Annotated in this window: 15 protein-coding genes; 14 read left to right on the forward strand and 1 reads right to left on the reverse strand. The window is 52.9% G+C overall.

Annotation, left to right across the window (positions count from 1 at the left end):
- Positions 1 to 142 precede the first annotated feature (142 nt).
- The 13 genes from KGZ92_04375 (at position 143) to KGZ92_04435 (ending at position 13734) form a co-directional block, all read left to right on the forward strand.
- On the forward strand, positions 143 to 886 hold the full coding sequence (locus KGZ92_04375) for a prolipoprotein diacylglyceryl transferase (GenBank protein MBS3888520.1): 744 nt from the start codon (positions 143 to 145) through the stop codon (positions 884 to 886).
- Between the two features lie 53 nt (positions 887 to 939).
- Positions 940 to 1494, forward strand: a complete 555-nt coding sequence (gene cotE, locus KGZ92_04380; GenBank protein ID MBS3888521.1) for an outer spore coat protein CotE — start codon at positions 940 to 942, stop codon at positions 1492 to 1494.
- 111 nt (positions 1495 to 1605) lie between these two features.
- Complete coding sequence (locus KGZ92_04385; GenBank protein ID MBS3888522.1) at positions 1606 to 2958, forward strand: YheC/YheD family protein; 1353 nt, start codon at positions 1606 to 1608, stop codon at positions 2956 to 2958.
- 13 nt (positions 2959 to 2971) lie between these two features.
- Positions 2972 to 4375, forward strand: coding sequence for a hypothetical protein (locus KGZ92_04390; protein ID MBS3888523.1), 1404 nt, complete (start codon positions 2972 to 2974; stop codon positions 4373 to 4375).
- Positions 4376 to 4444: 69 nt separating this feature from the next.
- The gene (locus KGZ92_04395; protein MBS3888524.1) at positions 4445 to 5512 is read left to right on the forward strand and encodes a YheC/YheD family protein; all 1068 of its coding nucleotides are present in this window, start codon (positions 4445 to 4447) and stop codon (positions 5510 to 5512) included.
- Entirely contained in the window at positions 5505 to 6842 is a 1338-nt protein-coding gene (locus KGZ92_04400; protein MBS3888525.1) for a YheC/YheD family protein, read from the forward strand. Before KGZ92_04395 ends, KGZ92_04400 begins: the two co-directional genes overlap by 8 nt.
- Before the next feature lie 12 nt (positions 6843 to 6854).
- Complete coding sequence (locus KGZ92_04405) at positions 6855 to 8180, forward strand: YheC/YheD family protein (GenBank protein ID MBS3888526.1); 1326 nt, start codon at positions 6855 to 6857, stop codon at positions 8178 to 8180.
- A complete protein-coding gene (locus KGZ92_04410; protein ID MBS3888527.1) occupies positions 8167 to 8613 on the forward strand; it encodes a hypothetical protein in 447 nt (148 codons plus the stop codon). Before KGZ92_04405 ends, KGZ92_04410 begins: the two co-directional genes overlap by 14 nt.
- An 85-nt stretch (positions 8614 to 8698) precedes the next feature.
- Entirely contained in the window at positions 8699 to 9814 is a 1116-nt protein-coding gene (locus KGZ92_04415; GenBank protein MBS3888528.1) for a hypothetical protein, read from the forward strand.
- 47 nt (positions 9815 to 9861) lie between these two features.
- Entirely contained in the window at positions 9862 to 10545 is a 684-nt protein-coding gene (locus tag KGZ92_04420; protein MBS3888529.1) for a DUF421 domain-containing protein, read from the forward strand.
- Between the two features lie 166 nt (positions 10546 to 10711).
- Positions 10712 to 11725: a hypothetical protein gene (locus tag KGZ92_04425; GenBank protein MBS3888530.1), complete on the forward strand. Its 1014-nt coding sequence runs from the start codon at positions 10712 to 10714 to the stop codon at positions 11723 to 11725.
- Positions 11667 to 12773 (forward strand): CoA protein activase, encoded by a 1107-nt coding sequence (locus KGZ92_04430; protein ID MBS3888531.1) that lies wholly within the window; start codon positions 11667 to 11669, stop codon positions 12771 to 12773. Before KGZ92_04425 ends, KGZ92_04430 begins: the two co-directional genes overlap by 59 nt.
- Positions 12763 to 13734, forward strand: coding sequence for a 2-hydroxyglutaryl-CoA dehydratase (locus KGZ92_04435; GenBank protein ID MBS3888532.1), 972 nt, complete (start codon positions 12763 to 12765; stop codon positions 13732 to 13734). The genes KGZ92_04430 and KGZ92_04435 overlap by 11 nt, the downstream gene beginning before the upstream one ends.
- On the opposite strand, the gene KGZ92_04440 is transcribed toward KGZ92_04435, so the two are convergent.
- Positions 13735 to 14373: an HAD family hydrolase gene (locus KGZ92_04440; GenBank protein MBS3888533.1), complete on the reverse strand. Its 639-nt coding sequence runs from the start codon at positions 14371 to 14373 to the stop codon at positions 13735 to 13737.
- Positions 14374 to 14487: 114 nt separating this feature from the next.
- Here KGZ92_04440 and KGZ92_04445 point away from each other — a divergent pair, with 114 nt between their 5' ends.
- A complete protein-coding gene (locus KGZ92_04445; GenBank protein MBS3888534.1) occupies positions 14488 to 14664 on the forward strand; it encodes a protein sspF in 177 nt (58 codons plus the stop codon).
- Positions 14665 to 14823 lie beyond the last annotated feature (159 nt).

A 14823-nucleotide genomic window follows, 5' to 3' on the forward strand; every position in this document is an offset into this window, starting at 1 on the left:
CATACTCTGTGTACTCTGTGGTTAATAAACGTACCTTCTCTCTTGTCTCTTGCCTCTCGCCTCTTGCCTCTTGCCTCTTGTCTTATGTGCGGTAATCGTATAGCATGAGCATGAAAAAGTAGAGAGTGAGATGATGGGTGCTATGAATCCCATAGCTTTTGAGGTGCTCGGCGTGAGCATTCGGTGGTACGGAATTTTTATTACGGCGGGGATGCTTCTCGGCATAGCCCTAGCCTTGCGCGAGGTGCGGCGTCAAGGGGAGAATGAGAGCTGGTATCTCGATATGCTCCTTTTAGCCATTCCAGCTGGGCTACTTGGGGCTAGACTCTACTATGTAATCTTTAACTTTAGCAGCTATGAAACGTGGGCGGCAGCACTAAACTTTCGCGAGGGAGGGCTGGCCATCCACGGCGGGGTTATGGGCGCTGCCCTTGTCGCCTTTCTCTATGTGCGTTACAGAAAGGTTGACTTCTGGCAGTGGGCGGACATCGCCGCCCCTAGCCTCATCTTAGCGCAAGCCATCGGCAGGTGGGGTAATTTCTTTAATGAGGAGGCGTACGGCATTCCCACGCGCTTGCCCTGGGCGATGTACATCGCCAATGAATACCGGCATCCGGCTTTTCTCTACGAATCGCTGTGGAATATCGCGGTGTTCGTTTTGCTGCTTTGGATGTCGCGCCGGAGAAGCTTTAGAGGACAAATCGCCACTCTCTACGTCACCTTGTATTCTGTAGGCCGACTGTGGATCGAACAAATTAGGGCAGACAGCCTCATGCTCGGGCCTTTCAAGGTTGCACAACTAGTGAGCGTGCTTTTGATTGTACTCGGCGCTTACTGCTATGTTCGCCTGAAGCGGCAGCAGTACGGGCAGAGCAAGGCTCTGTAACAAGTTGCTACCCTCCTTCATACTATGGTCTAACCGAAGGGGGTGAATAGTTTATGTGGAACCGCCAAGATTCTTTAGGGCTTCGGGACATCATTGCTCGTACCACCTGTGCCAAAGGGCAAAAACGCTTCAAACAGACGTTCTCCATACATACGACTCATGTTCCCGACACGGTTCTTGGCTACCGGATAACCAACCACAGCTTTGTGGCCTTGCCCGAGCGCAACTACGTGGTCATTACGGGTCAGTACGATGGGCATGTTTGGTATGCGTATGATCGTGGTAATCAGACGTATGTGGACAAGAAGACCATCTGCTACACCGAACACGTGCCGGTAGTTGACTTAGAAGGCGTGCGTCTCCTTGTAGGAGAGCACGTGCAGGCTGCGGTCGTCAAAGAACCTCGCATTACGGATGCCCATTTGCGGCGTGGGGTAGTCGAAGTGACGGCCATGCTGGAGTACTACGCCGAAATAGTCGGCGAAGCGAAGTTGTGGGTTAAGGTCTTCGAGCCGCCAGATTGTGTGGACGACAAGAAGCACGTTGATTTCACCGAAACCGAAGAGGAAGAATTTGATGACTTCCCTGAGGATGAAGAAGATTTCTAGAGCCATCAAGCCATAGTCTGGGAGCCGCCTGCGTAGGCGGTTTTTTTTGCACACTTCATCCGTTCTCCTTCATATGTTGGAGTGACCCGCTAGTTGGAACGGAGGTTGAGAGTGCTTGTAAGAGTAGAATTGGCGGCGCTTCTTGAGGACGTAGGCGGTAGTATTATGCGAATGCCTTGGAGTCTGATGAGGGATCTGGGCGTTAGTGAATCTACACTAGAAGTCTGTTTGGGCCAGTCGATGGCGCAGGCACAGGTGGAAAGACTCTCTGCGGAAGATGATGACAGACGAGTCTATCTTAGCAAACCACTCCTAATGTCCCTACATCTTAATGAGTGTATGCGTCTTGGTTTCTGGCGAGAGCAAGGCAGCAATAGGCTGCGCTTAGGCCCCGTGCTAGGTATACTGGTTGGACTTCACAGTGACAAAATGCTGGGCTTACGCGAGAAAAATATCAGGGACTTCGCCCGCTTGGCCAGGCAAAGAGGTGCCCTGACCTATGCCTTCGGAGCAAGCGATATCGACTGGCAGCGGTCTTGCATCACCGGGTGGGTTTTTAATCGCCATAAGCTAGTGAGGATGGAGTGTCCGCTACCCGATGTTGTTTACGACAAAGTGTCTAGCCGCCGGGTGGAGAATTCGGGCGCCGTAATCGAGATGAAGGATAGGCTGCGCGAGTATCCTCGCCTTAAGTACTACAACCTAGCCTTCTTCAACAAATGGGACGTGCATTGTCTGCTCGCGGCGCACCCACTGCTTAGTAAGTTCTTGCCGAGTACGGCGGAGCTTACGCCTGAACGGCTACTAGAGTACCTGGGGCGATACAGAGCGGTTTTTGTTAAGCCTACAGAGGGCTCGCTAGGAAGCGGCATTCTCCGTATTGGCAGGGTTGGTACTCTCTACTCTTACCGTTTTACGCGCCTAAATCGTCCTGACCTGCAGGGGGTTTGTTACAGCAGTGACAAGGTTGTGCGCTTAATTAAGAAGCTGATGCAGCAAGGGCAGTACGTGGTACAAAGAGGACTTCGGCTAGCTCGCGTGAATGGCGGGCCCTTTGACTGCAGGGTGCTGCTGCAAAAAAACCTGCGTAACAAATGGGTTGTAGAAAGTATAGTTGCGCGGGTTGCTGAGCCTGGCAATATAATTTCGAACATGTCAGATGGAGCGTACTTACTGCATCCGCGGCAGGCGCTACTCTTATCTTTTGGGCCACAGGGTAACTCGTCGATGCTTATCCGCACTATGAGAAGGATAGCTAGAGCCACAGCTCTAGCTATAGAGAAGGGGATGGGCATGGAATTTGCGGAGATGGGCGTAGATCTAGCCTTTGACACGAACGGTAGACTGTGGATACTAGAGGCCAATTCGCGGCCCGGTCGCCAAACCAATGACCTTAGAGAGCGACATGTCTCGAGTTCAGTTGTAAGGTTTGTCGGATATCTTTGCAGCCGCGGCAGGCTGTAAAGGAGGGGTGATTATGTCAGTCGTCATCCTTCATCCTGATCCTAGTAGGTTGGCCTACTTGCGGCAACTTCTGCCCGAAGTGGATGTGCAGAAGAGCCTGGTCCCTAGTATAGTTCCCAAGCTCGTCATTCGATGGGGGGTCAGTGACGTAGCTGACCCCACGGGAGCAGTAGTCATTAATAGGGCTCAGTCTATGGCGCTCGTTTCTCGCGCCACGGAAGTTTGGCGGCAGAGTATGTTGAGGCTAGCTACTGGCACTAGTTTTCGCCGTTACCGGATCTACTTGTTTGATCTCTTGCCTGTCTTAGTTTATAGGCAAGAGATTGGCAGTCGAACCATTGTAGAAGTTAATCCCGAAGGGTCTAAAGAGATACGTGATGCTATCGCCTTGGCAGTGAGGGCTTTGCATGTACTGGGCCTAGACTTTGCTGTCGTGGAAATTCATCGCTCTAGTCAAGGGCGTTTGGGAGTGCGTACGGTCGATGTGGCACCTAAGATGACTAAGCGACTGGCAAATGCTCTGGTCTCCCATGTTCGCCAGCGCTTGCGTGAGGTAGACCTCAGGCAGACCATGGTGGTCTTTCAAAAAGCCAACCCGGCCTACTTGGACAAAGTGGTGAGCATCGGGGCTGACCCTGAGTTTATGCTGCGCGACTCTACCACCATGACCATGATCATGGCTTCTAAGTTCTTTCCGCGCGAGGGTTCGGTAGGATGTGATTCACTTTTCATAAGAGGTCGTGAATCAGGCTACCCCTTGGCAGAACTGAGGCCTGCGCCAAGCTACTCTCCCCTGCAGCTCCTAACGAACATTCGTATCGCAATGGAGTTAGCCTTGCGTCTCGCTCCTTTCCATAATGTAGAGTGGTGTGCTGGGAGTCTGCCCTTTGGCAAGTTCCCCATCGGAGGGCATATTCACTTCGCTGGGGTGGTGATGAGTGGCCAGCTCTTAAGAGCCCTCGATACCTATCTCTCAGTGCCCTTGCTTATGATTGAGAACATTAGAACAGCTATCGTGCGGAGAGCCAAATTTGGCTACCTCGGTGATTATAGGTTGAAAGAGCATGGCGGTTTTGAGTACCGTACTCCCGCAAGCTGGCTGGTAGCCCCCGACATTGCCTTGGCAACGCTGTGCTTAGCGAAAGTGGTCGTCAGTGAGTACCATCTTCTCAAGCGCGATGTCTTCTCCCAAGCAGAAGCACGTACCGCCTTCTCAGCGGGTGACCGCAAGTACTTTGCAGGTGTCTTTAGCCAGTTATGGCAGGACCTTAAAGCGACATCCACATACAGACTCTATGAGAGTGAATTGCAGAATCTTGAAGATAAGATCAGTGTGGGGTGGACTTGGTCCGAAAGAGCGGATATACGGCGGGCATGGGGCCTGCGTGTGCCGCGGACGCGATTCTTCAGGAATTAAGAGAGAGAGGTGAGTAGGGTGCGTTCCGTCGCAGTAGGAATAATGTCCTTTCGCAACCGTACAGGGGGGATGCCTTTTGCCGAGACAGGGTACTTTCGCCAATCACTCCAGGCCGCAAAGAAGCTGTCAATGCGGGCGTTTGTCTTTTGTCCCCTCGATATCGACTGGCGTAGCCGCAGTATCTACGGCTACGTATATGACGACGCTGCCGGAGCCTGGCAGGCTAAACACTTTCCTTTTCCTGACGTGGTGTACGACCGACTATTCCCGCCGCGCGGCAGGCTGGCGAACCTTTTGTTTGCCGCCGCTAAGCGCTTACGAACCCAAGGCCAGGTACAGATGTTCGGCCGAGCCTTCCGAGGCAAGTGGGAGGTGTACAGCGCGCTGGCTAAACATGATGATGTAAAAGAACATCTTCCTGAGACAAGGCCCCTTCACAAACTTGCTGATTTAGACCTGCTTCTACGTAAACATGGCTATGTGTTCGTCAAGCCTGACATGGGTAGTCAAGGCGCGGGCGTGGTGTCCATTAGAGCCACAACCAATGGTTACCGTTGTCGCGGCAGAAACCACCGCAACGTTCCATACGCAGTAAACACACATTCCCTAGCCCATGTTCTGGCGGTAGCTAAGTCCGCCAGTATGCGCCGGCGGCTATTGGTGCAACAAGGGCTTGAGCTTAGTTTCTTACAGGGACGTACCTTTGATGTGAGGGCAGTTGTGCAAAAGGACCACGAAGGAAAGTGGCAGTTGACGGGCGCGGCGGTGAGAATCGGCCGCCCGGGTAGCGTGACCTCAAACTTGCATGGTGGTGGTCATGCTGCGCGCCCGGAGGCGCTGCTTAAACGTGCGTTTCCCGCAAGTTACAGCGAGATTATGGAAACATTAGTCCGGCTTGCCCTGAGAATACCTGCCGTCATTGACCAAGAGCTAGGCCGATACGGCGAGCTAGGACTAGACTTTGGGGTGGACAATAACGGCAAAATTTGGCTTATTGAGGCTAATAGTAAGCCTGGCCGCACCGTCTTTTTACGCACAGGGGACTATGCCTTACGAAGAACTAGCATCGCGCGGCCCATGCAGTACTCGCGGTATCTCGCTCTGCAAAAACGAAGTGGTGGTGAAGAAGTTGTTTGAGCTATCTCACAGTGGCAGTGTGCTGTATATAACTAGTGACGAGGCCAGTAAATGGAGTTTGGTGCATGGTCAAGAAGTCTCTGTCAGGTTTGGCTGTTGTGTGGCGCCTGCCGCCCTACATGTAGAGGAACATAGGCAACGGCAGCGCATGAGTGTGTTGCTTAGGGCACGACTTCATTTTCCCTCTGCCTACAGGGGTAATTTGCTCTACCATGCCGAGCGGAAGGAAGTGCAAATTGGGCCTCTGATTGGTTTTTTGACGATGCCGCAGGGAGGTAAGTCTGGAGCGTGGGATAGTAACCTCTACAGTGGCTTGCAGGCGGCCGCTCGCCATGTAGATGCTTTCACCTATGCCTTTAGCCCTAGAGATGTAGACTGGTCGTCGCGCTTGGTGCGTGGCCATTACAGGGGTAGGGGCGCTGTTAAGCAGCTTATCGTTCCCCTGGCAGATGTGATCTATAATCGGGTGTCAAATCGCAGCCAAGAGCGAACCGCCCTTTATCGACACTTTTTGAAACGCGTGGCGGACAATAAGCATCCTTACTTGTTCAACCCCCACTTCTTTAATAAATGGCAAGTGCATCGTTGGCTTTCTTCTGATGGAGAGGTGCGTCAATATCTTCCCGAGACGCGTTTGTTAGGTGGAGTGCGCGACATGGAGCGGATAGTGTCTCGCCATGGGCATGCCTATGTCAAACCTTTGGGCGGAAGCCAAGGCAAAGGCATTGTCCGCGTCGCAGGTCTTAAGGAAGGCGGTTATGCCGTTCATTATCGCACTGGTGCCAGCAATGTGCTGCATTATCACGCTAATTTTGCCGAGGCAGCGTCAGAGGTTCTGGCTGCTAAAGAGCGGCGAGGCTACCTCGTTCAGCAGGGCTTGACTTTAGCCAAGTATCGCGGCAGCACCTTTGATGTCAGGGTAACCATGCACAAGCAGGGTAGTGGAGAATGGGAGGTAGTGGGGCCTGCGGCAAAAGTTGCAGTAACAGGGGCAGTCACTACGCATGTACATAATGGCGGTAGGGTCTACCCGCTAAAGAAAGTGTTGCGCGAGGTTTTTCCGCAGCATGAAGCAGATATCTTTCTTCGCCTAGTCGTGGCCAGCAAGAAAATTGCCGTGGCGCTAGAGCGCGCCTGCAAACTGCGCTTAGGGGAATTAGGCCTAGACCTCGGTATAACACCAAGGGGGGAGGTTTATCTCTTTGAGGTGAACGCGCGGCCTGGGCGCATGGTGTTTGCTCCCGGCTGGGCCAGAAAAGATGGTAGGCACTCCTTGCGCTGTCTCACTGCGTTTGCGCACTACGCAGCCGGCTTTGGCGAAGTAGATTAGGGGGTGCAGAAATTGCTACTAGTGAAATTGTCGGCACATGCGCCACAACAGCAAGGGGATAGCAGGACTGTCAAAGGCGGAATGAGTGTTCTGCGCGGAACGCTGTGCACTAAGTTAGGTCACTCTGTACTACACCTGAGCCCTGAGGCTATCAAGGGGCTGGGGCTAGAGATGGGGCGAGAGGTGGCTTTGTGGCGTGATGGAAACGGTTACAGATTAGGGCCTTACATTGGCATTATGACTGTGAGGCGCCCGCAGGCGCAGCCGGGGTTTGCTGGAATCGGTGGCAGGCGAGATAATTTCGTGGGGTTATCGCGTATGGGGCAGAAAATGGGTGCTGTTGTCTTTGTTTTTGCGGCCGAGGATGTAGATTATCAGGCCCAGAGAATTACGGGCTTCTGCCTAGAGGGTAGCGGACAATGGACTCGCGTGAGTCTGCCTTGGCCTGACGTCATCTACAACCGGGTTCCTGATCGCCAATCGGAAGAAAAGGCAGCGGTAGCGCTACTTAAGAAGAGATTTGTCGCAGCAGGGGGGGCTCTCTTCAATTCCGGGTTTTTTCATAAGTGGCAGATCACTGAGGCCCTCATTCGTCAAGGGGCAGTAAAGCACTACCTCCCTGAAACGAAATTGCTAGAGACAGCCCGCGATTTTCTTAGCATGTTGGCAGAACATAGTCTGCTCTACCTTAAGCCTGTCAGCAGCTTTGCCGGACAGGGAATCCTCCAAGTTAGCCGCTTGCCTCACCGGTTGCTTTTGCGCTACCGCGCGGGAGATGAGGTGAAAGAGGAGCACTATGGGAATGTAGAAAGCCTCTTAAGAGCAGTAAAGCAGCATAAAATACCTGGCCAGTACCTAGTCCAGCAGGGCTTGGCGCTAGCGAAGTATCGTGGGGCAATATTTGACGCACGTGCCCTGGTACAAAAGACGAGTGAGGGCGACTGGGATCTAACTGGTGTCGGCATACGGGTAGCGAGCCGCGGGGGGATAACAACTCATGTGCCCTGTGGTGGCCATATTGCCTCCTTAGAAAATGTGCTGCAAGAAGTCTATGGCGAGACAGAAGTGAAGTCGAGTGGTGTCTGGCTGCGGGTTAAAAATCTCGCGCTAGCGATTGCACCGGCCATAGAAAAAAGCCTTGGGCAGACTCTAGGGGAGATGTCCATGGATATCGGCATCACCTCTGCCGGGCACTGCTACTTCTTAGAAGCAAATGCCAAGCCTATGAAGTTCGATGAACCCCACATTTGGCGCCGTTCTTTGCGTAGACGCGTCGAGTACTGCAGGTTCCTGGCGGGATGGCGGGGCGACGAGGTACACAGCTATGCGGGTAACTAAGGTATCTTCTGCGCGCTGGGAGAGGATAAAAACGCGGGTGATAGAGTTTGTGGCCACCCACAAAGACCGACACATCACCAAAGAGGCGAGCAGCAAGCTCAAGAATCTGAGCGGACTAGACCTTGAACAACCGGGCACCTTGGTCTTACTGGTAACAGCGCATAAACGCTTGCTGGGAGTGTTGGCTTGTCAGACCTATGGCGAGGTTTTTTCTATAGCCGTGGTGAGGAGGGGCGAGAGAAGCCGAGGCGTCGGAAAGCTGCTGCTCGGTAATGCCCTAAACACCTTAGGCAAGATGCATGTAGAAATTGCTTCAGATAATGTCCCGAGCATAAAACTGGCCTTCGCCTGCGGGCTACTTGGCTACGGGGCCTTTGTCAGAGATAACGGGCAGGTGGTGCTGCGCTTAAAGACTTTTGAGGAGCTCGCCTAAAACGGGCTCCTTTTGTTAGCAGTAATAGGTTGGCGGTATGGGTGAATAGAGTATACAGGAGCATGAGGTAGGGAGAGGACTTTTGATGAGTATTCTCGTGGCGCACCTAGCTGAGATCATGGCCTGTTACGGTTTGCACGGCAACCCCGTGACTGTTGACAATCAGTTGTGTATCAGCACCAAGGATGGTCTATTGGCGGTGCACATTCACTCTGGCGACAAGGAGGAAGTAGCATGGGCTGGAAGATGCCTCTCTGAACTCCGCCATCGGGGAGTAAGGGGCCTTGGCGCTATCCAGAGGACTTTAAGCGAGCACTTTTCTGTAGAAATTAACAAGGTAAAGCTCTACCTGACTGAGTATACCCCTGGAGGGGCATGTGACAGCAGTAGTATCTTTGAGGTGAGGGCCATTGGACGCCTGCTAGGACAAGTACACAGGGCTTCAGAGGAAATACTCTACTTGTCTGCCTGCCCGGCCATTCGCGTGGCACCCCTTTGGCGGGATGCCGCACGTGAGCGGGTGGCCTACTGGGGGCTAGCGGCACATCGCTATCGCAAGGGGGAGCGTGGCGAGGCCGTCAGAGAACTGCTGCGGCAGGCCGAAGAAGCTCTCAGTCGCGCTGACGAACTGGCCTTGCGGCACGACGGGGTGAGAGTTATTTCTTTTGCGGGGCTTTCTTACGGTCAATTTGTCTACATGAATGCGGAACATCAAGTGTATCTTAATCAGTCTCATGCCTGTAATACGGACTGGGCCTATACCTCTGTCGGGAGCTTGCTCCTAGATGGGAGCTTCGCCCATGACAGGGGCTTGCACTTCTTGGCGGCCTACCTCGCGGTTCACCCCTTGAGTGAAGTCGAATGGCAGCTCCTCTTAGCCTACCTACTCTACCCGCACGAATGGGCCACAGCCCTAGATGAGTTGGTGAGAGGGCGTCCCGCTCTTAATAGCCGGGAAGCTATAGTGGATTTGCGGCGGAAGAACGAATGGATGGACTGGCTCAATGAAGAAGGTAGCGCCTTACGGAGGGGAGTGCAGCAAAATCCACCTGCACTACTATCTTTGCCACCACTAGAGAGTGTGGAAAAGAGTGCCATTGTGCCTGCGCTAGAAGTTCCCCTAGAGGTAGAAAAGCCAGTTTCTCGTCCCGAAGGCAAAATCACATGGAAAAGATTTCCGAGTAGTCCGCGACGCTCATAGTCATTCGCAGAGCAGGGCAGGGTAGTATAGAGGTGAGCTAAGTGCTTATGCAAATTGCCCTGCGCACTGTTTTTTTCTATGTCGCTGTAGTCATAGTGCTACGCATTATGGGGAAGCGCGAACTAGGCCATTTGTCGCCCTTTGATTTAGTGGTGTCTATTATGATTGCCGAGTTAGCGGCGCTTCCCATCGAGAATACGGACAAGCCCCTACTAGAGGGAGTCATTCCGCTTGTGGTGCTGCTTCTACTAGAGGTGCTTCTTTCCTACGCTGCTCTAAAGTCGGAAACAGTTCGCGGCATCGTCAACGGCAAGCCAAGCATGGTCATTATTAAGGGTAAAATTATGGAGAGAGAAATGCGCAAGCTGCGCTACAACCTCAATGACTTGCTCGTGGGTCTGCGCAGTCAGGGGATCGTGGACCTGGCGGAGGTGGATTATGCCATTCTTGAGCCTTCAGGCACTTTGAGCGTCATACCCATAGTAGATAAAAGACCCGTGACCCCGGCTGACCTCAAGCTAGAACTCCCTCGCGAAGAGTTGCCCTTGGTGCTCATTACAGACGGTAGAATTCACTGGGTGAGTGTAAAGAAGGGTGGCTATGACGAGGGGTCTTTTCGCGCTTTACTTCACTCCCAGGGTATTCACTCAGAACAAGCAGTACTCTTTGCCTACCTTGATGGGCGGGGTAACTTGCAAATTCAGCTCAAGGACGCACATAGACAATCATAGGCGTAGCGAAACAATGCGTTCATGACGGGGAAATAAGGCAAAAACTTAATATTTTCTACCTGCGAGTCGTAATATCTTGCTGCTACAATGAACCGATTGGGTTACTGAATGTAGAGCACCAAGGCGGTGCATACTACAATGCACTCTGTTATTGGGAGGTAGATTGATGATCGTTATTGGCATACCGCGGGCCTTGCTCTACTATATTTACTTTCCTCTATGGCGGCGTTTTTTCTCTGAGCTTGGGGTTAAGGTGGTTCTTTCTGCTCCCACCAGTGAGGAATTTCTGACCGCAGGTGCACGAGCGGTGGTCGACGAAGTTTGTGCCCCAGTGAAGATCGCCATGGGGCATATCTTATCGCTAGCTCCCCATGTCGACTATGTTCTCGTTCCGCGTTTCGTAAGCGTAGAGCCGCGTGCCTACATTTGTCCGAAATTAATGGGCCTGCCAGATATGATTCGCCATAACGGACTAAAGATGCCCCCTGTACTCGCCCCGGATATTGACTTGAGTCGTGGCTACCTAGGGTTACTGCGGGTTCTTACGGAAGTAAGCCGTGTTCTTGGCAAGGGGTGGTGGCCGAGTGCCCGCGCTTTCTACCAGGCACTCTCTGAGGTGAAGAGGACTAGGCGCAAGCTTATGACAGGGCTGACGCCTGAGGAGGCCTTTCATGGCACAATGCGGCGACGTAAACCAGGGCGGCGCATGCGTATCGCCGTTCTCGGTCATCCATACAGCATTTATGACCCCCTGCTGAGCATGAATATTATCGACAGATTGCGCTCCCACGGCATTGATGTAGTCACAGCAGAGATGCTGCCAGAAGAACACATTGCCCTTGGCCTGCGAAGACTCAAGAAGAAGCTGTTCTGGACGCAGAGCAAAATGGTGCTAGGGGCAGGGCTCTACTTTCTGCATGACGACGACGATGTAGAAGGGATTATCGTCCTAAGCTCTTTTGGTTGTGGCTTAGAGTCATTAGTAGCCGACATGTTAGAGCGCTTCGCCCGCCGTAAAGAGTTTCCGTTGCTGCACCTTACCGTAGATGAACATAGTGCTGAAGCTGGTTTAGTTACGCGGCTAGAGGCTTTCGTTGAAACAGTGCGAGGGAGGATAAGGCATGCGCGTTACCTTTCCCCACATGGGGACGCTGAGTTTAGCAATGCGAGCGCTCCTTGAAAACTTGGGACTTCAGGTGGTGATGCCTCCCCCTATTACTAGCCGTACTTTGGCACTGGGGGCGAAGTATTCGCCAGAGTGTGTTTGTCTGCCTTTCAAAGTGAACGTCGGGAATTACATAGAGGCCATAGAGTTAGGGGCGGACACCGTGGTCATGGCGGGCGGCATTGGACCATGTCGCTTTGGCTACTATGCAGAGTTACAGCGCGAAATATTGGCGGACCTTGGCCTCTCGGCCAACATGATCGTACTCGAGCCGCCCCAAGGCATGGTGACGGAGCTTTGGCGTAAAATCTCAAGCTTAACCCGGGGCCATTCATTTATGTCCGTGGCGCAAGTCTTTTACTTTGCTTGGCGTCTTGCCAAGGGGCTCGACGGCATCGAAAAGACTCTTCACCAGGTGCGCGCCCTCGAGAAAACTAGGGGTTCTTGCGACATAATCTGGAACGAGGCACAGAACAGCATTGGCCAAACGCGAACCCTACGAGGACTATGGGCTGCCGAAAGACTGATCAAAGAGCGCATCGCGGCCTTGCCAAAAAAAACCTGTGTGCACCCTCTGCGCGTAGGGCTGGTCGGCGAAATCTACATGCTGCTAGAGCCGAAGGTCAACCTAGGTCTCGCCGAGCGCCTCGGCTACCTAGGGGTAGAGGTTCACCGTAGTATGTCTGTGAGTGACTGGGTGACACAGCACCTGGTGCCAGATCCTAGAGCGCAAGTTTTGGTCCGAAAAATTAGGCAGGCGGCAAAGCCGTACTTGCGCGGCCATGTGGGGGGACATGGCCTTGAGACGATAGGCCATAGTGTTCTCTACGCCGAAGAAGGAATGGATGGCATCATTCAAGTCTTGCCTCTGACCTGCATGCCTGAAATCGTAGCGCAGAGTATCTTGCCTACGATTAGTGAGAAATATGGCATCCCTATCCTCACCCTCGTGTTGGATGAGCATGCCGGCGAGGGAGGCTTGCAGACACGACTGGAAGCATTTGTCGATATGTTGCGCGCACGCCAAAGACGAGGGAGGGCGATAACTAGTCATGGGAACTAATGTGTACCTAGGGGTTGATGTCGGGTCGGTCAGCACCAAGCTAGTAGCTATCGATAGCAAGGGTCAAGTTCTCGGGCACTGCTACTTAGAGACTCAGGGGCAACCGATCGCCGCCATTCAGAAAGGCCTCGATTTAATTAAACATGCACTCACTGGAAGTAACACAGTGGCGGGAGTAGCGACTACCGGTAGCGGCAGAGTAATTGCCGCGGCCCTGCTAGGTGCAGATGTAGTAAAAAACGAGATTACGGCACATGCCACAGCTACTTTGCGGGTGCTACCCGAGGCTCGCGCCATTATTGAAATTGGTGGGCAAGATTCTAAAATGATACTGATTAATCATGGAGTGGTCACCGACTTTGCGATGAACACGGTATGTGCTGCTGGGACCGGGTCTTTCTTGGACCGACAAGCGCATCGTCTCGGCTTGCCTGTAGGGTCCTTGGGAGAACTTGCCTTGCAAGCCAAAACACCCACCCGCATTGCCGGTAGGTGTGCCGTTTTTGCTGAGTCCGACATGATCCACAAACAGCAAGCCGGTCACAACCTCGCTGACATTGTGGCCGGGCTGTGTGAAGCCTTAGTACGTAATTACCTGAACAATGTGGGCAAGGGAAAAACAGTAAAGGGGCCGGTCTCTTTCCAGGGCGGCGTGGCGGCTAATATCGGTATCCGCAAGGCCTTGGAGGCGGCCCTAGAGCTGGCCGTGGTCGTCCCCGAACACTACAAAGTAATGGGAGCCTTAGGAGCGGCTTACTTGGCAGTGGAGACGATTGGCAAGTCTGCTTTTCGCGGGTTCGGTGTGGCAGGAGCCCATTGTCTCGCCTCTTCAGAACCCTGTCTCGGTTGCGGCAATGCCTGCGAGGTGGTGCGGTTTGCTATGGAAGGCCGAGTTTTGGCACACTGGGGAGACCGTTGTGGCAAGTACAGTCAAAAACAACTTTCGTCAGCTGGGTCTTGATTAAATTGGGGCAATGACACTCTTGAGCTCGGCGAAGGTTGCGATAGTGAAGTCGGCACGAGCAAGTTCCGTGGTCTGGCCAGTGCCAAACAAGCACCCGACAGTAAAGAGGGAGTTAGCCTGACCTGCCAGCATGTCGTGAAAGCGGTCACCCACCATGTAGCCTCCCGTAATGTGGTGACGTTCTTTGACGAGAGCTACTAAGTCGACTTTTGTCAGGCCATGGAACTGTCCCGCGCAGTAGCGGGCATCAAAAAGTTCAACTAAGCCTAAATGGTGAGTTACTGACTCAAGGTAGTTGGGGGCGCAGTTTGAACAGATATATGTTTTGTAGCCTAAGCTCCGCACATGGGAAAGTGTCTCGCGTACACCTGGGAAGGGCTGGGCTTGCGACTCTACTAGCAGGCGCAGCTCTGCTTTTTCCATCAATTGATCGGCATGCTCTGCGTGATGACGATGTTCTGAGGGCAGGAGCATTTCCCAGATTTCGTGTAGTGGGTAGCCGAGGGTATTAGCGAGGACCGCATCGCTCGGCACGGTAAGCGCAAGCTCGATAAGCACCTCGCGAAAAGCCGGAATGGCAACTTGTCGTGCATCCCATAGTGTTCCATCAAGATCAAAAATAACAGCTTTAACCAATTTATCATCCCCTTCTCACCTATATTTTGCATCGAGAATGCTTACATAGCAATACGCTCTTTGTTCAAAACTATAAGTGCCGGCAATTGTTTGCGGCGAAGGGGTGGTAGTGCATTGGCACGTGGACGCAAAGTAATGTCTGAACAGCTGAAGCTGAAGTTGGCAGAGGAGCTTGGCTTTGCCGATACTGTGCGCTCCCGCGGATGGGGTGCGGTGTCGACCAAGGAGACAGGCGATATGGTAAGACTGGCTATCGCCAAGGCGGAGCAACAGATGAAAGGTTTTCGTTAGACTGGAGCCATCCTTTCAAGGATGGCTTCTCAATTTGAAATGTTCCAGTTCGTGGCGAGAACGGCAGGATTCAAGAGTCTGCTGTAGAAAGACATTATGTCAGATGCGGAAGGGGCGGATAGACATTCTTAAAAAAATATGGCGCATTGAAGACGCTAT

Source organism: Bacillota bacterium (assembly GCA_018333655.1).
GTDB lineage: Bacteria > Bacillota > UBA994 > UBA994 > UBA994 > BS524.